Origin of the sequence: Halomarinibacterium sedimenti (genome assembly GCF_019312585.1) — a bacterium.
GTDB classification, from domain to species: Bacteria; Bacteroidota; Bacteroidia; order Flavobacteriales; family Flavobacteriaceae; genus Halomarinibacterium; species Halomarinibacterium sedimenti.
The window spans coordinates 57,851-76,890 of sequence record NZ_JAHWDP010000001.1; the positions used below are offsets into that span (position 1 = coordinate 57,851).

At 37.2% G+C, this 19,040-nt stretch carries 17 protein-coding genes; 7 read left to right on the top strand and 10 right to left on the bottom strand.

Annotated features, from left to right (window positions below; genetic code table 11):
* Positions 1-19 precede the first annotated feature (19 nt).
* Together KXJ69_RS00280 and KXJ69_RS00285 are read left to right on the top strand one after the other, a co-directional pair.
* Positions 20-1,093, top strand: a complete 1,074-nt coding sequence (locus KXJ69_RS00280; protein WP_219050310.1) for a hypothetical protein — start codon at positions 20-22, stop codon at positions 1,091-1,093.
* A 281-nt stretch (positions 1,094-1,374) separates the two neighbouring features.
* Positions 1,375-2,064 carry a hypothetical protein gene (locus tag KXJ69_RS00285; RefSeq protein WP_219050312.1) on the top strand — a complete coding sequence of 230 codons (690 nt, stop codon included), beginning with the start codon at positions 1,375-1,377 and terminating at the stop codon, positions 2,062-2,064.
* 71 nt (positions 2,065-2,135) lie between these two features.
* Here KXJ69_RS00285 and KXJ69_RS00290 read toward each other — a convergent pair whose 3' ends face one another.
* A complete protein-coding gene (locus KXJ69_RS00290; protein WP_219050314.1) occupies positions 2,136-4,160 on the bottom strand; it encodes a dipeptidyl-peptidase 3 family protein in 2,025 nt (674 codons plus the stop codon).
* A 208-nt stretch (positions 4,161-4,368) separates the two neighbouring features.
* Between KXJ69_RS00290 and KXJ69_RS00295 the strand changes: the two genes are divergently transcribed.
* Both KXJ69_RS00295 and crcB read left to right on the top strand, forming a co-directional pair.
* Positions 4,369-5,439, top strand: coding sequence for an SRPBCC family protein (locus KXJ69_RS00295; RefSeq protein WP_219050316.1), 1,071 nt, complete (start codon positions 4,369-4,371; stop codon positions 5,437-5,439).
* A 5-nt stretch (positions 5,440-5,444) separates the two neighbouring features.
* Positions 5,445-5,816 carry a fluoride efflux transporter CrcB gene (crcB, locus tag KXJ69_RS00300; RefSeq protein ID WP_219050318.1) on the top strand — a complete coding sequence of 124 codons (372 nt, stop codon included), beginning with the start codon at positions 5,445-5,447 and terminating at the stop codon, positions 5,814-5,816.
* On the opposite strand, the gene KXJ69_RS00305 is transcribed toward crcB, so the two are convergent.
* A complete protein-coding gene (locus KXJ69_RS00305; protein ID WP_219050320.1) occupies positions 5,813-6,424 on the bottom strand; it encodes a DUF1684 domain-containing protein in 612 nt (203 codons plus the stop codon). The genes crcB and KXJ69_RS00305 overlap by 4 nt on opposite strands.
* 216 nt (positions 6,425-6,640) lie before the next feature.
* Between KXJ69_RS00305 and KXJ69_RS00310 the strand changes: the two genes are divergently transcribed.
* Positions 6,641-7,864, top strand: a complete 1,224-nt coding sequence (locus KXJ69_RS00310; protein WP_219050322.1) for an MFS transporter — start codon at positions 6,641-6,643, stop codon at positions 7,862-7,864.
* Here the strand turns inward: KXJ69_RS00310 and KXJ69_RS00315 are convergent.
* Positions 7,861-8,301, bottom strand: a complete 441-nt coding sequence (locus KXJ69_RS00315) for an Lrp/AsnC family transcriptional regulator (protein ID WP_219050324.1) — start codon at positions 8,299-8,301, stop codon at positions 7,861-7,863. The two genes, KXJ69_RS00310 and KXJ69_RS00315, sit on opposite strands and share 4 nt — an antisense overlap.
* A 130-nt stretch (positions 8,302-8,431) precedes the next feature.
* On the opposite strand from KXJ69_RS00315, the gene KXJ69_RS00320 reads away from it, so the two are divergent.
* Complete coding sequence (locus KXJ69_RS00320; protein WP_219050326.1) at positions 8,432-8,827, top strand: hypothetical protein; 396 nt, start codon at positions 8,432-8,434, stop codon at positions 8,825-8,827.
* A gap of 5 nt (positions 8,828-8,832) precedes the next feature.
* Here KXJ69_RS00320 and KXJ69_RS00325 read toward each other — a convergent pair whose 3' ends face one another.
* From KXJ69_RS00325 to KXJ69_RS00340, 4 genes are all read right to left on the bottom strand, one after another.
* On the bottom strand, positions 8,833-8,973 hold the full coding sequence (locus KXJ69_RS00325) for a hypothetical protein (protein WP_219050328.1): 141 nt from the start codon (positions 8,971-8,973) through the stop codon (positions 8,833-8,835).
* A gap of 171 nt (positions 8,974-9,144) precedes the next feature.
* A complete protein-coding gene (locus tag KXJ69_RS00330) occupies positions 9,145-10,059 on the bottom strand; it encodes a GIY-YIG nuclease family protein (protein ID WP_219050330.1) in 915 nt (304 codons plus the stop codon).
* Positions 10,060-10,887: 828 nt separating this feature from the next.
* Positions 10,888-11,601 (bottom strand): YqjF family protein, encoded by a 714-nt coding sequence (locus KXJ69_RS00335; protein WP_219050332.1) that lies wholly within the window; start codon positions 11,599-11,601, stop codon positions 10,888-10,890.
* Between the two features lie 6 nt (positions 11,602-11,607).
* A complete protein-coding gene (locus tag KXJ69_RS00340; RefSeq protein WP_219050334.1) occupies positions 11,608-15,033 on the bottom strand; it encodes a methylmalonyl-CoA mutase family protein in 3,426 nt (1,141 codons plus the stop codon).
* A 142-nt stretch (positions 15,034-15,175) separates the two neighbouring features.
* Between KXJ69_RS00340 and KXJ69_RS00345 the strand changes: the two genes are divergently transcribed.
* Positions 15,176-15,883 (top strand): DUF4197 domain-containing protein, encoded by a 708-nt coding sequence (locus tag KXJ69_RS00345; RefSeq protein WP_219050336.1) that lies wholly within the window; start codon positions 15,176-15,178, stop codon positions 15,881-15,883.
* Here the strand turns inward: KXJ69_RS00345 and pyrF are convergent.
* The 3 genes from pyrF to KXJ69_RS00360 form a co-directional block, all read right to left on the bottom strand.
* Positions 15,880-16,698 carry an orotidine-5'-phosphate decarboxylase gene (pyrF, locus tag KXJ69_RS00350; protein WP_219050339.1) on the bottom strand — a complete coding sequence of 273 codons (819 nt, stop codon included), beginning with the start codon at positions 16,696-16,698 and terminating at the stop codon, positions 15,880-15,882. The two genes, KXJ69_RS00345 and pyrF, sit on opposite strands and share 4 nt — an antisense overlap.
* The gene (gene prfA / locus KXJ69_RS00355; RefSeq protein ID WP_219050341.1) at positions 16,698-17,774 is read right to left on the bottom strand and encodes a peptide chain release factor 1; all 1,077 of its coding nucleotides are present in this window, start codon (positions 17,772-17,774) and stop codon (positions 16,698-16,700) included. The genes pyrF and prfA overlap by 1 nt, the downstream gene beginning before the upstream one ends.
* A gap of 64 nt (positions 17,775-17,838) precedes the next feature.
* Complete coding sequence (locus KXJ69_RS00360) at positions 17,839-19,020, bottom strand: AIR synthase related protein (protein ID WP_219051770.1); 1,182 nt, start codon at positions 19,018-19,020, stop codon at positions 17,839-17,841.
* Positions 19,021-19,040 lie beyond the last annotated feature (20 nt).

Consider the following 19,040-nt stretch of genomic DNA (forward strand, 5'->3'; position numbering starts at 1 on the left):
TAAAATAAAATACACTATCATGAAAACATTAAAACTCCTTACTCTTTTTACAATATTCTTCACACTTATTGCATGTGAAAAAGAAGAAGAAACAGAACCCGAAGTAGAAATTGAGGTAAATGAAACTTCAATTATTCCATCATCTACTTCAGGAAGACCCAACAATTATCTAGGCTGTATTGAAATTTCAAGCCGTATCACTACAATTCAAGTTTGGGATCACGGTCAAATAGATGGTGATATTGTTTCTATCATTGCAAACGGAAACACCATCATTAATCAACAAACTTTAGATGGTCCAAGCAATCCAATTACCGTGGACTACGACTTCACCAACAATGGATTTAACTATATTACATTATTTGCGCATAATTTAGGAGATATCCCTCCCAACACGTGTACCATTGCAATAAATGGGGTTCAATTTGTATTAGAAGCAAATCTAGACGCCAATGGATCTATTGATGTTATTGTTACTGGTTACGGTGTAGATTGTTCAGATGCCGGAGGTAATGGAGGAGGTAATGGCGGTGGCGGCAATGGTAACGATACAGGCTCGTTAATATTTTATGTAGGTGAAGATTTAGGGTGTGGTCCCATTAGTGTAAACCTTTCCAGTGTGGGTAGTGATACTATTACTGGTTATTATAGCTCAACTCCAGACTGTGGGGCAAGTGCAGGAGCAAATTTTAGTAATCTCGACCCAGGGGTATATTCCTATACTGCGTCTTGTTCTGGAATAGATTGGAGTGGAACTGTCACCATTGAAGCAAACACATGTTTAAGACAACAATTACTTCCAGGCTCCGGTGGCGGAGGTGGTGGAGGAAGTGGCACAGGAGATGTAAAATTCTGGATTAATCAAGACTTTGGTTGCGGTAATATCTCGGTTAATGTAACAAGTGTTGGTAGTTCAACTATCTCTGGATACTTCCCTTATGCTCCTAGTTGTGATAATTCTGCAGCTGGAGGAAACTTTAATAATTTAACTCCTGGGACCTATTCCTATAATGCGAGTTGTAATGGATATACTTGGCAAGGTAACTTTACGGTAGTAGAAGATCAATGCCTACAATTTCAATTATCGCTTTAGTTCTATTTGAACTAATTATTAACTAACCAAGTTTGAGAAAGCCCCTTTTTGGGGCTTTTTTTATTCAATATACCCTGTATTGGGTATTGATAGAAGACAATTGTTTACTCATCTTTAACCTAACAATGAAACGTTGTTTTAGGTTGTAGTTTGTTGTAAAAATAGCCTCCTTAGAAGAGGAGCTAAGGGGGTTATTTTAATTTTTATCTTAAGTTATCATTTCGAAACTAAACCACAATACGTATATTTAAAGTGAATTAACTAACTAAACCATTTAAAAAATGAAAAAAAAATTAACATCCCTCACCATTTTAATGACTATTTGTTTTCTAACTCTTACAACAATAGAGGCTGCTGCCGAAGTTGTTGGCGGAAAAAAAGTTACCATTGGAGTATCTCAATCTGATGCAGAAATTTGGGTAAACGGTAAAATGGTTGCCAAAGGCTCAACCGAAATTAAAGTTGAAAAAAATTCTTGTGCCAATATATCCATTCGTAAAGTAGGCTTCTTAGAAGAGCAACTGGAGATTTGTAATAACAAAACTAGTATTTGGGAAAAGTCTAAATACTTCGAAATGAAGCGTGACGATTCCTATGATGCTTCAATCCAAACCGATATTGCCAATGTGGATATTGAGCTAATTGTAAATACCATGGACAAGGACACTGCTTGGAAATTAATTAATCAAATTGTCTTAAATTATATAGATGTCATTGAGATGACCGATAAAGAAACGGGGTATTTGAGAACAGCTTGGTCCTTAAAAGCATTTAAGCAAAATACGGTAAGAACCCGAATTATCGTGAAAGAATCTTCTACAGATCCATTAGTATTTAAAGCAAAACTTATAAGTGAATTTTCTGGTTCTGCATTAACAAGTGTAAAAGCAGATGAGTTATATAAAGAATGGGACCGTGTACTTCGTTCTTACTCTGATGTGATTTCAGAATTTCAAGCGCGTGTAAAATAAATATTTTGCATTCTACTGAAAATAGAAAAGCCTCCCAATGGGAGGCTTTTCTATTATTCTACGACAAACCATTATAGATTTGAATACGTTTTGCTGTAATACAACATTTGCTCTTCAAAAGTAGCAGGTTGTGTTATTGTGAAACTTTCAATTTCACCTGCGTCATTCATTTTAGGAACAATAACAGGATTCACAAAACCACTATATGGAGGAGATTTAAACTTACTATTACGCTCAAGCACTTCTTTATGTAATACTTGATCTACTTTTACGCCATAATCTTCTACCAACGCTTTTGCAGCTTCATAATCGCCTTCACTCGTTATACGCTGTGTCTCTCTCAATAATTCACCAAAAATGGTTCTTAATTTAGCATAATCATTTATGTTGTAATAAGTTTTTCCATCTCGTGTAATTTTTTCTATTACGTTGTCTGCTTTTCCTCTTTCATAAGCCCAAGCACTCACCCACTGACGGTTACGCATGTGTGCTTCTTCCACATCATCGCCTAGTTCTAATCGCACCAATTGCGTAATTAATCCATTTCGGATATAACCATCATAAGCGGCTTTTCCAGTTTCTTCCCAATTTTCAACCAATCCTAATTCTTGTAATTTTGGATCCATTAGATAGTATAGTCCAAACAAGTCTGCACGACCTTCCTCAATAGTAGACTTGTAACTTTTAAGGGTTTCTTTTGGAGTACCAACACCTTCGTTTATTTGTCCAGAAGCGTGACCTACTACTTCGTGAAGTGCCGTGTGAAGTTTGTCTGCTAACTGTCCATATTTCTCTTCCAACTTAATTTCTTCTTCGTCATTAGCAAATTCTTTAAGCCTTCCACTACCACCAGCATTATTATAGGAATGAATAATATTACCTAGTGAAACAGATTTACTTCCATGGGCTTGACGAATCCAATTGTTATTAGGTAAGTTAACCCCAATAGGAGTACTTGGCGATGCATCACCAGCTTCTCCTGCTACAATAACCGTTTTATAGGAAACTCCTTTTACTTCTTTCTTTTTATGCTCTGGCATTAAAGGTGAGTTATCCTCAAACCACTGTGCCTCTTGAGAAAGCACTGCCATTTTTTTAGACATGTCAAAATCCTTTATTTGTACAATGGTTTCATAAGAACCTTTGTATCCCTTTGGATCATTATACACTTCAATAAAGCCATTAATCCAGTCGATATTTCCTTCGGTAGAATTTACCCAAGCAACAGCATAGTCGTCCCAAGTATCAAGGCTTCCGGTTTTGTAATATTCAATTAGAAGTCTTAGGGCCTCAGCTTGAGCATCACTTTCTGCTACACCTTTCGCTTTTTCTAACCAATACACAATCTTATCGATAGCCTCACCATAAAGACCCCCACTTTTATAAACCTTCTCAACCAGCTTCCCGTTTTCTTTAACCAGTTTTGTATTTAATCCAATTTCAATAGGCTCTTTTGCATCTACTTTCATGGCACCGTAAAAGGTCTCTACATCTTTAGTAGTAACATCTGGTCCATAAAAATTGATGGCGCTCTCAAGAACAATATCTGCATCTTTACTTAGGTTTACTTTTTTAGCATCTTTATCATTAAAAATGACATCGAACGCTTCTCCTTCTAGGGTTGTGTTCGTTTCCGTTAAAAGTGTTTTTAAATAATCACTACTAAAGTCAGGCTTAATTTTAGCATTGCTATAATGGTGGTGAATTCCATTACTAAACCACACTCGTTTTAAATAGGTCTCAAAATTTTTCCAGTCTTCTGTCGACTTATCACCCGTGTAGGTAGTATACACATTTTCTAAAGCCTTACGAATGGTCAGGTTATGTCTATAATTTTGTGCCCACATGATATCGCGACCTTCAAGGCCAGCTTGCGTGAGGTAATACACCAATTGCTGCTCTTTAATAGTTAGATCTTCAAATCCAGGGATTTGGTAGCGAAGAATTTTTAAATCGGCAAATTGATCTACTACATATTCAAAATCATCTGTTTGTTCTGTAACTGTAGCTACTTCTGGCTCTCCTTTTTTTGAGTCTCCACACGAAAAAAAGAACATACTAGCCAAAGCCATTGTAAATAAAAAGGTATGTTTCATCTGTATAAAATATTTGATAAAGAGGAAGATGGAACGCCCAAATAGCTCCTCTTGGTTGGTTTGTAAATTAGTATTGGGCATTTCATAATTAATAAGATTAGTTCTAATTTTTGCAAATGTACAAATAATTGGGTCTTGTTTCTCATTGCTAACCTGAAGTAAACAAACATTTTAATTATCTTAGCAAGTCCAACCAACTCCCTAAAATATGAAAATCCTTAAATATCTTTTTTTCTTATTGCTTATTGTCATTATTGGTGCTGCCGTATATTTTGGAACCAAAGATGGAAAATTTAATGTAGCGGCTACCAAAACTATAGAAGCACCAGTTGATTTAATCTTTGAACAAGTAAACGATTATAAAAACTGGCAAGTTTGGGGTCCTTGGATGGAAAGTGACCCAAATATTAAAATGAATTTTAATGATAATACCTCGGGGGAAGGAGCTTCATACACATGGGAAAGTGACATCACTGGTAATGGGTCTATGGAAACTATTAAAGTAGCAAAAAATGATTCCATTCTTCAAAAAATTACATTTAATACACCCTTAGGAGATAGTGAAAGTGATGTGTATTGGAGATTTAGCCCTACTAATGATGGAGCAACAGAAGTTACTTGGGGAATGAAAGGAGAGCATTCTTTTATGGAAAAAGTATTTATGTCTTTTCAAAAAGATGATTTCGAGACCGTACTTAAGGATATGTACGAAAAAGGACTCCATAATATTAATAATGTGGTGCAAGAGGAAATGAAAAAATATACCATTACCAACGAAGGAATTAAACAGTACGGAGGAGGTTATTACTTATTCACCACTACGGCTAGTAAAATAAATGAATTGGGTGAAAAAATGGGTCCCATGTTGGGTAAAATTGCTGCGTTTATGGAACAAAATAAAATTCAGCAAAGTGGCATGCCTTTCACCATTTATAATGAATGGGATGAAATGAACGGCACCACTATTTTCTCTCCTGCTATTCCTGTAAGTGAAAGAATTATTATTACGGAAGGAGACGTACTTTGCGGTTACATGGAACCACTCTCTGCTATAAAAGTTGTCCTAAAGGGTAATTATAATTATTTAGGAGAAGCTCACCAAACAGCCATGGATTATATTAAAGACAATAAACTCGTTTTAAATACAAAACAACCCATGTTTGAAGTATATGCCAATGATCCTGGAGAGTTTCCTAATCCAGCCGATTGGATTACGGAAGTTTACTACCCTATTTATAGAGATTTACGTGTAGACAATGTTTTAATTGAAGGGAATTAACATCTATGAAACATCTTCTTTTGGTATTTCTTGGGGGCGGCGCTGGAAGTGTCTTGCGATATATCTTCGGAAAGTTTTTAAATAATGGTGAATTGGGAATTCCCTATGGAACCTTTGCAGCCAACATCCTAGGTAGTTTATTTATTGGGCTTATTTTAGGTTGGGCCGCCAAAAGTGAAGCTATCTCTCAAAATACTTTATTGCTGTTAGCTACTGGTTTTTGTGGCGGATTTACCACCTTCTCCACCTTTGCGTATGAAAATCATGTATTTCTTAAAAATGGTGACTTCGGGCTTTTTGCCCTATATACAATAGCTAGCTTTGCCATCGGATTTTTAGCCGTGTTTTTAGGGATATGGCTGATTAAGATTTTTTAATGCTTCACAAAATCCTTTACACCTGCCTCAATTCTAGTAAGTAGGTCATTCTCACGTGGCGGAATAGGACAAGAATACTTACTGTTATAAGCACAATACGGGTTGTAGGAAGTATTAAAGTCTATAATAATGGTATCACCTTCTGGAATAATAAGATCTATAAACCTGCCCCCTCCGTAAGAGCCGTCGCCACTTGTTAAATCTGTAAAAGGTAAAAACAAATGATCTCCATATTTTTCAGGATCTCCCCAAGAATCGGTGCTTTTGTAAAGCATTAGTTTTAGTGGTTTACCATCAATCTCAAAATGTGCCTCGCCATATTTTACATATTCTGGCAATCTATCGGTAGTAGTAGGCATTAAGAAAGGTTTTTCATCTGGTGTCCTTACAAACTTCCCTTCTACTCGGTATTTTAAATGGATGGGATAAAATTCTAAACCCATAAAATGTCTAAACGTGTCTTTATCTAAAATGCTAGTTTCAGGATTTATGAATTTTTCATTTAAAGACGATTGATATGCTTCAATTTCTTGAATTAGTTCGTCTGTACTTTGCGCAAACAAACTGAAGGGGAAAACAATAAAAAATAGAGGAAGTATTTTTTTCATTAGAATTTTAGTTTCCGTAAAGATAATTGAAAACTTTTTTTTACTACATTTGAAATTCAAATTCAAAAAAATGACCAATAGATACATCGTCCTTAATAATACTCAGGTTTGTGAAACCACGAGCGGGATGCCTATGTATTGATATAACCATAACATAAATCAATAACAAAACGTCTCGCAATTATGCGGGACGTTTTATTTTTATAGAAACCAACCATGAAAAAATTCTATACTTATTATATCGAAAATTTTCGAGGACTCTCCAAAGAAGTTTGGCTACTCTCTTTAGTTACCTTTATTAATAGAGCGGGTGCTATGGTAATTCCTTTCTTGTCTCTTTACTTGGTCAATGAAAAAGGGTTCACCCTTCCGCAGGTAGGATGGATTATGACCAGTTTTGGCGTAGGATCCCTTTTTGGGACCTGGGTAGGTGGAAAATTAACCGACTCTATTGGGTATTATAAAGTAATTGTACTAAGCTTATTCTTTGGTGGATTGGGATTTATTGGACTTCAGTTTTTAGATACATTCTACGGAATTTGTGCCGGCGTGTTTGCACTTATTTTTGTGGCAGATGCCTATCGCCCAGCTATTTTTGTAGCCTGTGACGCTTATAGCAAACCTAAAAACATCACCCGAAGCATTGCACTTATTCGACTTGCAATCAACCTAGGATTTTCCATAGGTCCGCTTATTGGTGGAATTATCATTGCCAAAATTAATTATGATTCACTTTTTTGGATTGACGGACTTACATGCATCATGGCGTCTGCATTGCTTTTCGTGGTATTAAAGCCCAAAAAGCTACAATCTGGAGAAACCAAAGAAGTGGTAGTAAAAGAAGGTGTATCCCCCTATAAAAACGCCCTGTATTTGCTTTTAATTGCGATTATGGTTTTTAACGGAATCATGTTTGTTCAGTATTTTTCGGTGGTGCCATTGTATTACGAACAAGCGCATTTCCTTTCCGAAGACCTTATTGGATTGCTTTTATTTCTGAATGGGTTCATGATAGTTGTTTTTGAAATGCCCTTAGTGGGATGGCTCGAACGTATCAATATTTCAAAAACCATGGCCACCTTTTGGGGGATAGTGTTTTTGGCACTCAGCTTTATTGTTCTCAATATGAGCGATTGGATAGGAGTGTTAGTAATAGGAATGATTTTAATGACATTGGGTGAAATGATAGGTTCTCCATTTTCAAACGCTTTGGCTATTTCTATGGCTCCCAAAGGACGAAAAGGAAGCTATATGGGGCTGTACAGCATGAGTTTTTCATTTTCACACATCTTTGGTCATAACGGAGGCATGAACCTTGTCGATTCTTATGGATATGACATTACTTGGTATGTGTTTTTTGTTGTGCTTGTTTTGGTGGCCTTGCTTACCTTATGGCTATTAAAATTATTAAAAAGATCACGAACCATTAGCACGTATTAAACTGGTTTCACCTCATTGTTTTCCACAACTTGAGACAAGACAATTTGTGTTTTAGTTTCGCCGTAAACAATAAGCTGGTCTATAAAACTTTCTAGATGCTTTTGATTTTTTAGCACCACTTCCATCACGATGTTTTCGTTCCCCGTAATACGGTAACAGTTAAGCACCTCATCGTAGGTTTTTACATGCGACAAAAAAGGTTTTAGTTTTCCCATAAAAGCCCGTAAAGTGATTATGGCATTTAGTTGATAGCCACATTCAAACGGATTGATATTGGCAAAATATCCTTTAATAATTCCGGCATCTTCCATCTTTTTAATACGCTCATTTACGGCGGGAGAGGTAAGGCCTACTTGGCGTCCAATTTCGGCATTGGACTGCCGAGCGTTTGTTTGTAAACACTTGAGTATTTTTCGGTTAAGCGGGTCATGTTTCATTTAGCAGGAATTTTAACGCTAAATATAATAATTTTAAAGTAAAATCGAACATTCACTTTAAAATCGAAAGAAGAAATTTTTAATTTGTTGGTAAATTTGGGTGACTTTCAAAAAAAGTTATTGCTATATCATGTACCACCCTGTGCCCCATCAGTATTCCTATTCGCCTTTATACCAAAAGGCTATAGAAATCTTTCGTATTTCGCGAAGCATCTCTCACTACTTTGTGGACGACCTTTGCCATTTACAACCCAACGGCAAGGAAGACCCTAACATTTATTTCTCGGGCGACATTGTACAGCAATCTGTAAACTTAGCCCCAGAAATTTTAAAGGCCGAAAGCCAAACCTTCTCTGAAGAAAAACACAAATACGCCGCTTCTGTAAACCGTTTAACCAATATGCTCTACAAAAACTGTGAGCGATTGGAAAATACCCATAGCAACGGCAAAGACTATATGCCTATCCTACGTAAAGAACTAAAACTTTTTAGAAAATTACAACGTACGTGGATGCTTACGCTGTAAGCCTACTATTTTTTTAAGGTAGGTTTAGAAACGTTTACAATCATCGCTTCACTTTGGTAATACCTTTCAGACTTAATGGTATTTAACAACCAGTCAAAATAGTTTTTTGAACGTCTTTCAAATCGATAGTGTAAGGTTGCTCCCATAACAAATAGTTTTAAACAACTGTAATTATATATACAGTTATCTACCTATTTGCATAAAATATGCCAAAGTGAATGGTTGTAGTGGTAGTGGGGTTTTGGGAGGGTTTAATTTTATCTTTTAGAAAACTATAAGCAATTCGGATGCTGACGAAGTAACACTAAAGCTATGACCTAATTAAGCTCATTTTTTTCAATCTCCTTGATTGATTTTCCTTCTTCATTCTTCCAAACATTTCTCCCATTTATAGAATATCCAACTATTACCGCCGCTGCTGCAGACGGGCTTGAGAAAAGATGATTTTTAGAAAAATAGAGGTATCCATTACCTTTATCAATAATGATGTTTTCTGAAATTAATGAATCCCGTAAGCTACCATAACCGTAATTTTTAGTAGGATTTTTTGTAGCCATTGACCCCTCTAAAACAACTAACCCTTCATTTGTTTGAATAGCTTTTGCCAAAATATTACTAATGCTAAGTGTTAATTCTAATTCTTCACTAGTATTAACCATTATGTCAGAATGAACATCTTTGCTTTTTGTAATATTAATATCAGAAATACTTTTTATTGATATTGGATTTTCTAGAAACTTATGCCCTAAGGTACCTGTAAGAAGCCTAATATTTAATAAAAACTCTTCCATTGCGTCACGATCGGGTAAAGGAAGTGCATTTAGATTTGGGTTGTTAGCATTTTTCAAATTGTATCTTTCTGTTTCTTTAGCTATCTGAATCAATCTACTTTCCAAGTATTTTATGTGAGATTTAGTAAGGTTTTCATCCTTACTTGTAAATAAAATTACTTCATTCCAAAAATCTTTATTTAAATCATGGTTTTTTAACCTATCCCAAACATTTTCAGCTTCACCAATGTATACCATTGGTTTTAAAGTATCTTCTTTGTAACCAATAAGAAAATAAACACCTTGAGTATTTATTGCTATTGAAAAATGATTATTCAAATCTGAAACTTTAGTCCTTGGACAGGATAATGCTTGAATAGTATTATTTACAAGTTCAGCAAACTTTATTCCAGTAACGCTTCCCTCTTTCAGGTAAATTCTTATACTTTTTCCTAAACTCATATATAAATATGTATAATTAATGGGGGGAGATACTCAAAGATAAAAAAAGTTTTGAGTCGGGTGAACAATTTATAATGAGATTCCTTCACTTCGTTCGGAATGACAATGCACCCTAAACGTAAATACACTTAGACTTTATGAGTTGTTAACAAGGATTTCGGTTATTTTTTACCTAGGAGTAAAAACTTTTAACTGTTTTGATAAATTTATTTACCGCTTAGCAAATTTATTTAGAGGTTTTGTAAAATTATTTTAACGCTTGTGAAAAAGATTTTAATGTTTATGAAAATGTTTTAACCTTTACTTAAAAACTTTTTACTTTTTTGCTAAATGTTTTTACATTTTTGATAAATAATTTTACAAAAATGTAAAATTTTAGGGTGAGATTCCTTCACTTCGTTCGGAATGACAATGCACCCTAAACGTCAATACGTTAAGTTTTTATGAGTTGTTAACAGGTCTTTGCCTTATTAAAACAGGTATTAGACTGTTTAAAACAGGTGTTGGACTTATAAAAACAGGTTCTAAACTGGTAATAACAGGTCCTAAGCTGATAATAACAGGTCCTAAACTGATAAAATCAGGTTCTAACCTGTTTAAAACAGGTGTTAGACTGATAAAAACAGGTTCTAGCCTGATAAAATACACGATTTGACTTATTTAATAAGGCTAATGGCTTATCTTTTACAGGGCGAGATTCTTCGCTCTGCTCAGAATGACAATGCACCCCCTGCTTGTCACGCCCAACTAGATTGGGCGTCCAGAAATGGATACCGCATCCAGCCAGCCTGCCGGTAGGCAGGTGCGGAATGACAAATAATTAGTAAATCAATGACGAAGTACCCGCTTTTTCTCTACGGTAATCGGTGAGCCTTCTGCCAAGAACACTGATGTAGGCGAAGTATTGCTTAAAAAACCAAATGAAGCGCCATACACGGCCTCAAAAGCTACTTCAATTTTATAGTCTAGCACGGGGTAGTGCTCCCATTTGGGATGAGTGACTTCATATTCGTTAGCGCTATGCTTATTTCTGTGAGCGTAGCCCCAATAATGTTCGGTGATAAATTCGGTGTCACTGCCTACAGGAATAGGTACTGCATCTCGTTTTGTAGTCACGCTAAAAGAATTCCAACGGTTATTTTTCTTCCATTGGTAGGTAACCAGTCTTTTTTCGGAAGTTTCCTCCCAACGGTGCTGCATGGGTAAGGTTTCGTAGTTTTCCTGATACACCGTATTTGCCACAAAGGTAAGCGCAGGTTTGGGCACTATTTCTTTAATAAACACCACTCCCCGCTTGTATTGGGTGCCATCAAAGCGTTTTACGTAAAAACGTAGGTTGACTTCTTCAAAATTTGTGTGAAATGGAATCTTTATCCCAAGGAGCTTGGTGTTTAAAAACATAAAACCCACCAGACTTACATAGCATTTACCTTCCCATAAATCCAACTCGGTACCAAAAGGCACATAAGGAGCTAACAACGCTGGCGACACTTCATAATTTGCCATAGCTAGTTTGCGCCATTCTGCGGTTAGGAAACTCATGAGTGTTTACATGTTACGTCTATACTGCCCTCCTACTTCAAACAACGCGCTGGTAATTTGCCCAAGGGAACAAACTTTGGTAGCTTCCATCAATTCTTCAAAGATATTTTTGTTATGGATAGCAGCCTGTTGTACTTTTTTAATGGCTTCTTTCGCCTTGGTTGGATAACTCTCATGCAGTTGCTCTAAGGTATGAATCTGAGCTTGCTTTTCGTCCTCCGTAGCGCGAATCACTTCCGCAGGTAAGATGGTAGGTGATCCTTTACTGCTTAAAAAGGTATTCACCCCAATAATAGGAAACTCGCCATTGTGTTTTAAGGTTTCGTAATACAAGCTTTCTTCCTGAATTTTACTACGCTGGTACATGGTTTCCATGGCTCCAAGCACGCCCCCACGTTCGGTTATGCTATCAAATTCCTTAAGGACGGCCTCTTCTACCAAATCGGTAAGTTCTTCAATAATAAACGAACCTTGTATGGGGTTTTCGTTTTTCGCCAAGCCAAGCTCTTTATTGATAATCAACTGAATCGCCATCGCACGTCGTACACTTTCTTCAGTAGGCGTAGTAATAGCCTCATCGTAGGCGTTGGTATGTAACGAATTACAGTTATCGTAAATAGCATACAATGCCTGAAGCGTAGTACGAATATCGTTAAAGTCAATTTCCTGTGCGTGCAAGCTTCTTCCAGATGTTTGGATGTGGTATTTCAGCATTTGCGCACGCGGATTGGCTCCGTATTTATCACGCATCGCTTTTGCCCAAATCTTACGTGCCACGCGTCCAATAACTGAATATTCTGGATCAATTCCATTACTGAAAAAGAAGGATAGATTTGGACCAAATTTATTGATATCCATCCCACGAGAGAGATAGTATTCTACATAGGTAAATCCGTTAGCAAGCGTAAATGCCAATTGCGAAATAGGGTTCGCTCCTGCTTCGGCAATGTGGTATCCCGAAATAGACACCGAATAGAAATTTCGTACTTTTTTCTGAATAAAATACTCTTGCACATCTCCCATTAAACGAAGCGCAAACTCTGTGGAGAAAATACAAGTATTCTGTGCTTGGTCTTCTTTTAAAATATCGGCTTGCACCGTTCCTCGAACTTGTTGAAGGGTTTCCAATTTTATTTTCTGATATACTTCGGAAGGTAAAACTTGGTCACCCGTAACCCCTAACAACATCAAACCTAATCCATCGTTTCCTTCTGGAAGTTCTCCGTTGTATTGTGGGCGCTCGGTTCCCTTTTCTTTATAAAGGGCAGCAATTTTCTTTTCAACCTCCTTTTCAAGACCATTTTCTTTGATGTACTTCTCACAGTTTTGGTCGATGGCAGCATTCATAAAAAAGCCAAGCAACATAGGAGCAGGCCCATTAATCGTCATACTCACCGATGTCATCGCATCGCTCAAATCGAATCCTGAATACAATTTCTTGGCATCGTCCAAACAACAAATAGACACCCCTGCATTTCCAATCTTTCCATAGATATCGGGACGTAATCCTGGGTCATTTCCGTAGAGTGTGACACTATCAAAAGCGGTAGAAAGACGCTTGGCTGGCAATCCGTGGCTTACATAATGGAATCTGCGGTTGGTACGTTCTGGACCACCTTCGCCTGCAAACATTCTTGCAGGGTCTTCTCCTGTTCTTTTAAAAGGGTATAATCCCGAAGCATAAGGAAACTCGCCCGGTACATTTTCTTGCAAACACCAACGTAAAATATCACCCCACGCTTGGTATTTTGGTAATGCCACTTTGGGTATTTGCGTATGTGAAAGGCTTTCAGTATGGGTTTCAATTTTAATTTCTTTATCGCGAACTTTAAAGCTATAGATGGGGTCTTTGTACCGTTTTACAGTAGCACCCCAGTTAATTAGGGTATCCCAATGATGTGGATCGAGATCCATTTTTACGTGGTCGAATTCAGCTAAAAGAAGTTTTAGTAAGTCCGAATTTTTTTCTGAAGTTATAATACTTTCAGAAACCAGTCCTGCTTTATCTAACTCTGGAACATTTCCAGAAATGGATTCAATGGTTTTATATATTCCGTATAATTTTTGAGCCACTTCCACTTGTTGCGAAGCCACTTTATCGTAGTTTCTATTGTTTTCTGCAATTTCAGAAAGATAGCGTGTACGTGCTGGAGGAATCACAAAGATTTTCTCACTCATTTCGTCACTAATCTCATAACTGCTTTTGAGTGGTGCTTCCGTTTTGTCTACAATTGTATCCATAATGGCTTTGTAGAGTTGGTTCATCCCAGGATCGTTAAACTGTGAAGCGATCGTCCCATACACAGGTAATTCTTCCTGTGGCGTATCCCACAAATTATGGTTACGCATATATTGTTTTTTTACATCGCGCAAGGCATCGAGTGACCCTCTTTTATCGAATTTATTAATGGCTACCAAATCGGCAAAGTCCAGCATATCAATTTTTTCCAACTGGGTGGCAGCTCCAAATTCGGGTGTCATCACATATAATGACACATCGCTGTGTTCTAAAATTTCGGTGTCACTTTGGCCAATTCCTGACGTTTCCAACACAATTAAATCGTATTCGGCTGCTTTCAGTACCTCAATGGCTTCGTTTACATACTTCGACAATGCCAAATTACTTTGACGCGTTGCCAAACTACGCATATACACTCTTGGGTTGTTAATGGCATTCATTCGAATACGATCCCCTAACAAAGCGCCACCTGTTTTCCTTTTGGAAGGATCTACCGAGATAAGGGCGATGGTTTTTTCAGGAAAATCGATAAGGAATCTGCGTACCAACTCGTCTACCAACGACGATTTACCCGCTCCTCCTGTTCCTGTAATTCCCAATACCGGAATGGTCGCTTTTTCATTCTTTTTATGAATGGCATCAAGGGTTTCCTTTGCCACTTCAGGGAAATTTTCTGCCGAAGAAATAATACGTGCAATAGATTTTGGATTCTTTTTAGGAAGGTCTTTTAGTTCACCATTCAGTGAATCTCCTACTGGAAAATCAGATTGTTGCACCAAATCGTTAATCATTCCCTGCAACCCAAGTTCACGACCATCGTCTGGAGAATAGATTCGGGTGATTCCGTAGTCCATTAACTCTTTAATTTCTGAAGGTAAAATCACGCCGCCTCCGCCGCCAAAAATCTTGATATGACTAGCTCCCTTTTCCTGAAGCAAGTCGTACATATATTTAAAATACTCGTTGTGCCCTCCTTGATAGGAAGTCATTGCAATAGCATTGGCATCTTCTTGAATAGCCGTATTTACTACTTCTTCTACACTTCTATCGTGCCCAAGATGAATCACCTCAACCCCTGTGGCTTGAATGATACGACGCATAATATTAATCGCGGCATCGTGACCATCGAACAAAGACGCTGCGGTAACAATTCTGACTTTATTTTTAGGCTGATAAGGAGGTATTTGTTGCATTGACAAAATCTATGGATTATTGAAGTGCAAATTTACGAAATTCACAATGAAAGGAAGGAATTGTTTACAATTTTACAAAAGCGCATTTTTGGAATGGTTTTTATTATAAGTAGTATCTTTAAAACCTTAAAATAATTAACCCATGTTGAAAAGAGTTTTTTTGATTGTTACCGTATTTTTCTTCACCTCCTGCGACGAACTTCAAAACGTTGTAAACACCCTTCCCAATGGCGACGGTGGTATTAGTGATGCCATGATTGGCAATGGATTGCGGGAGGCACTAGATTTTGGGATTGACAAACAAGTAACCAAGCTTACACAAGTAGATGGGTTTTATAAAAATGAATTGGTAAAAATCTTACTACCTCAAGAATTACAAAAAGTGGATCAAACACTACGCGATATTGGACTTTCCAACTTAGCCGATGAAGGGCTAAAAATACTTAACCGTGCTGCCGAAGATGCCGTTAAAGAAGCAACACCCATATTTGTAGATGCTATAAAAGGAATCACTTTTGCCGATGCTAAAAATATTTTATTAGGTCCCGATAATGCAGCTACAACCTACTTAGAAGGAAAAACCCAAACGGCTTTGTATGCTAAATTTAATACTGTGATTCAAAATTCGTTTGCCAAGGTAGGCGCCGACCAAATTTGGAATAATATTATTACAACCTATAACTCCATCCCTTTGGTCAATAAAGTAAATCCAGATTTAACAGACTATGTTACGAATGAAGCCTTAAAAGGTGTGTACACCATGATTTCGGTAGAAGAGAAAAATATTCGAACCAAAGTATCTTCTAGAACTACCGATTTGTTAAGAAAAGTATTTGTGTTGCAGGATTAACGATTTTCTAATATCGTTTTCATTTGCTGTTGAAGAATTTGAGCCGACTTTGCTGCTGCGGTAGCAAAGTCTTCTTTTTTTGAAGCATATATGATACCGCGAGAGGAATTAATAAGCAGCCCTACATTCTTTTTCATTCCGTATTTGCAAACATCTTCTAAGCTTCCGCCTTGAGCACCCACTCCAGGAACTAATAAAAAACTAGTAGGTATAATTTGACGAATTTCAGCCAAATATTCGGCTTTGGTGGCACCCACCACATACATCAAATTGTCACTGTTCTTCCAAGTTTTTGAAGTTTCAATCACCGATTTATAGAGCTCTTTCCCTTCCATTTCCTTGATTTGAAAATCGAATGCGCCTTCATTAGAAGTCAATGCTAAAAGGATGGTATGTTTTTCTTCAAACGATAAAAAAGGCTCCACGGAGTCTTTTCCCATATAAGGTGCTACCGTAATAGAATCGAATCCCATATCTTCAAAAAAAGCTTTGGCATACATCTTTGATGTATTACCAATATCGCCTCGTTTGGCATCGGCTATGGTAAATATTTCGGGGTGATTTCTATTTAAATAATCGATGGTTTTCTTCAGTGACTCCCAGCCTTTTAATCCATAGGCTTCATAAAAAGCTGTATTGGGTTTATAGGCAACCGCCAAGTGATGAGTTGCATCGATTATGGCTTTATTAAATGCAAAAATAGGATCTTCCTCTTTCAGCAAATGAGATGGGATTTTCTCCAAGTCCACATCCAAACCAATACATAGGAAGGAGTTTTTTTTATGAATCTGCTGTATGAGTGCTTCCGTAGTCATTAAAATGCTTCGCCAGTTTCTTGCAATTTCTCGGTGTTTCTTACTAAATGGATTTCGTCAATAATCTTCTGGATATCTCCATCCATAATATTTCCTAAATCGTATAAGGTTAGGTTAATTCGGTGATCGGTAACACGTCCTTGCGGGTAATTATAGGTTCTAATTTTAGCACTTCGGTCACCAGAAGACACCATACTTTTACGCTTTTCAGAATCGGCTTCCATTTTCTTGGCAAGTTCCAACTCATATAAACGAGAGCGCAATACTTTTAAAGCCTTTTCCAAGTTTTTGTGTGATGACTTTTGATCCTGACAGCTCACAATCATTCCTGTAGGTTCGTGATGTAATTTAATAGCCGAATAGGTTGTATTAACCGACTGCCCTCCAGGTCCTGTGGAAGTGGTTCGTTCGATACGTACTTCGCTCATATCCAATTCTACGTCAAATTCTTCAGCTTCAGGAAGCACCATCACGGTAGCTGCACTTGTATGTACTCTTCCTTGGGTTTCGGTTTGTGGTACTCTTTGTACACGGTGAACACCCGCTTCATATTTTAAAGTTCCGTACACATCTTCACCAGAAACTTCAAAAATGATTTCTTTAAATCCGCCGCTGGTTCCCTCGTTGTAATCTACCACACTCACATTCCATCCTTTTCCTTCGCAATACTTGGTGTACATTCTATATAAATCACCTGCAAAAATACTTGCTTCATCGCCTCCTGTTCCTGCACGGATTTCCATTACAGCATTTTTAGCATCTTCAGGATCTTTTGGGATTAAAAGGAATTTAATTTCTTCCTCCAATTCTGGCAAACGCTCCTCGGCAGTTTCCAACTCCATTTTTGCCATTTCAACCATTTCGGCATCGCTACCATCATTTATAATTTCGTTGGCTTCGTTTATGGAATTGGTTAAAGAAGTATATTCCTCTCGCTTGTCCATTAACACACGAAGGTCTTTGTATTCTTTATTTAACTGAATGTAACGCTTCTGATCACTAATAATATCAGGTTGAATGATAAGATCACTTACCTCATCGAAACGATTCTTTATAATTTGAAGTTTTTCTAACATAGGTCAACAAGTTGCCTTTTCATTTTAGGCAGTGCAAATTTACAATAAAATACCATTGTTTGTATTAGTGATACTGAAACTCTCCCACACTACTTTTTATGGTTAGTTTTTTTTCTGAAGCAGCTTCCACACGACCTACCAATTTGGCATCTACATGATAAGATTTTGAGATATCAATAATTTGATCTGCAATTTCTGGCGACACATACAGCTCCATTCGATGTCCCATATTAAATACTTGATACATCTCTTTCCAATCGGTTTTACTTTCTTCCTGAATTAATTTGAAAAGCGGCGGAATATCGAACAAGTTGTCTTTTACAATGTGAAGCTTCTCTACAAAATGAAGGATTTTAGTTTGTGCCCCTCCGCTGCAATGTACCATTCCGTGAAGGTGTTTTCTATCTACTTTGGAAAGTATTTTCTGAATAATAGGCGCATAGGTTCTAGTTGGTGAAAGCACTAATTTTCCAGCGTTTACTGGACTTCCGTCTACCGAGTCGGTTAATTTTTTTGAACCAGAATACACAAGCTCTTCAGGAACTGAAGCGTCAAAACTTTCTGGATATTTTGAAGCCAATTCTTTATTGAATACATCATGGCGTGCCGAGGTTAATCCGTTGCTTCCCATACCTCCATTATATTCCGTTTCATAGGTCGCTTGTCCAAAAGAGGCCAACCCCACAATCACGTCCCCCGGTTTAATATTGGCATTATCAATGACATCTCTTCGCTTCATTCGAGCCGTAACGGTTGAATCTACAATAATGGTTCGGACTAGATCACCCACATCGGCTGTTTCGCCTCCTGTAGAAATGATATTGACTCCAAATTTTTTTAAATCTTCAATAAGTGTTTCGGTTCCATTAATAATTGCCGAAATAACTTCTCCAGGAATTAATTTTTTATTTCTTCCAATAGTGGAGGAAAGCATAATATTTTCAGTAGCACCTACACACAACAAATCGTCAATATTCATGATGAGTGCATCCTGCGCGATACCTTTCCAAACGGAGAGATCTCCGGTTTCTTTCCAATACATATAGGCTAACGAAGATTTAGTTCCTGCTCCGTCCGCATGCATCACCAAACAATGATCTTCACTTCCTGTTAAATGGTCTGGAACAATTTTGCAAAATGCTTTTGGAAACAATCCTTTGTCCACATTTTTAATGGCCTTATGGACATCTTCTTTGGCAGCCGAAACCCCTCTTTGGGCATATCTTTTGGAAACTTCATTACTCATGGTGGCAAAGGTAAAAAATA

Coding starts and splice junctions, on each gene's coding strand:
- KXJ69_RS00280 (WP_219050310.1), top strand. CDS start 20: ATGAAAACATTAAAACTCCTTACTCTTTTTACAATATTCTTCACACTT.
- KXJ69_RS00285 (WP_219050312.1), top strand. CDS start 1,375: ATGAAAAAAAAATTAACATCCCTCACCATTTTAATGACTATTTGTTTT.
- KXJ69_RS00290 (WP_219050314.1), bottom strand. CDS start 4,160: ATGAAACATACCTTTTTATTTACAATGGCTTTGGCTAGTATGTTCTTT.
- KXJ69_RS00295 (WP_219050316.1), top strand. CDS start 4,369: ATGAAAATCCTTAAATATCTTTTTTTCTTATTGCTTATTGTCATTATT.
- crcB (WP_219050318.1), top strand. CDS start 5,445: ATGAAACATCTTCTTTTGGTATTTCTTGGGGGCGGCGCTGGAAGTGTC.
- KXJ69_RS00305 (WP_219050320.1), bottom strand. CDS start 6,424: ATGAAAAAAATACTTCCTCTATTTTTTATTGTTTTCCCCTTCAGTTTG.
- KXJ69_RS00310 (WP_219050322.1), top strand. CDS start 6,641: ATGAAAAAATTCTATACTTATTATATCGAAAATTTTCGAGGACTCTCC.
- KXJ69_RS00315 (WP_219050324.1), bottom strand. CDS start 8,301: ATGAAACATGACCCGCTTAACCGAAAAATACTCAAGTGTTTACAAACA.
- KXJ69_RS00320 (WP_219050326.1), top strand. CDS start 8,432: ATGTACCACCCTGTGCCCCATCAGTATTCCTATTCGCCTTTATACCAA.
- KXJ69_RS00325 (WP_219050328.1), bottom strand. CDS start 8,973: ATGGGAGCAACCTTACACTATCGATTTGAAAGACGTTCAAAAAACTAT.
- KXJ69_RS00330 (WP_219050330.1), bottom strand. CDS start 10,059: ATGAGTTTAGGAAAAAGTATAAGAATTTACCTGAAAGAGGGAAGCGTT.
- KXJ69_RS00335 (WP_219050332.1), bottom strand. CDS start 11,601: ATGAGTTTCCTAACCGCAGAATGGCGCAAACTAGCTATGGCAAATTAT.
- KXJ69_RS00340 (WP_219050334.1), bottom strand. CDS start 15,033: ATGCAACAAATACCTCCTTATCAGCCTAAAAATAAAGTCAGAATTGTT.
- KXJ69_RS00345 (WP_219050336.1), top strand. CDS start 15,176: ATGTTGAAAAGAGTTTTTTTGATTGTTACCGTATTTTTCTTCACCTCC.
- pyrF (WP_219050339.1), bottom strand. CDS start 16,698: ATGACTACGGAAGCACTCATACAGCAGATTCATAAAAAAAACTCCTTC.
- prfA (WP_219050341.1), bottom strand. CDS start 17,774: ATGTTAGAAAAACTTCAAATTATAAAGAATCGTTTCGATGAGGTAAGT.
- KXJ69_RS00360 (WP_219051770.1), bottom strand. CDS start 19,020: ATGAGTAATGAAGTTTCCAAAAGATATGCCCAAAGAGGGGTTTCGGCT.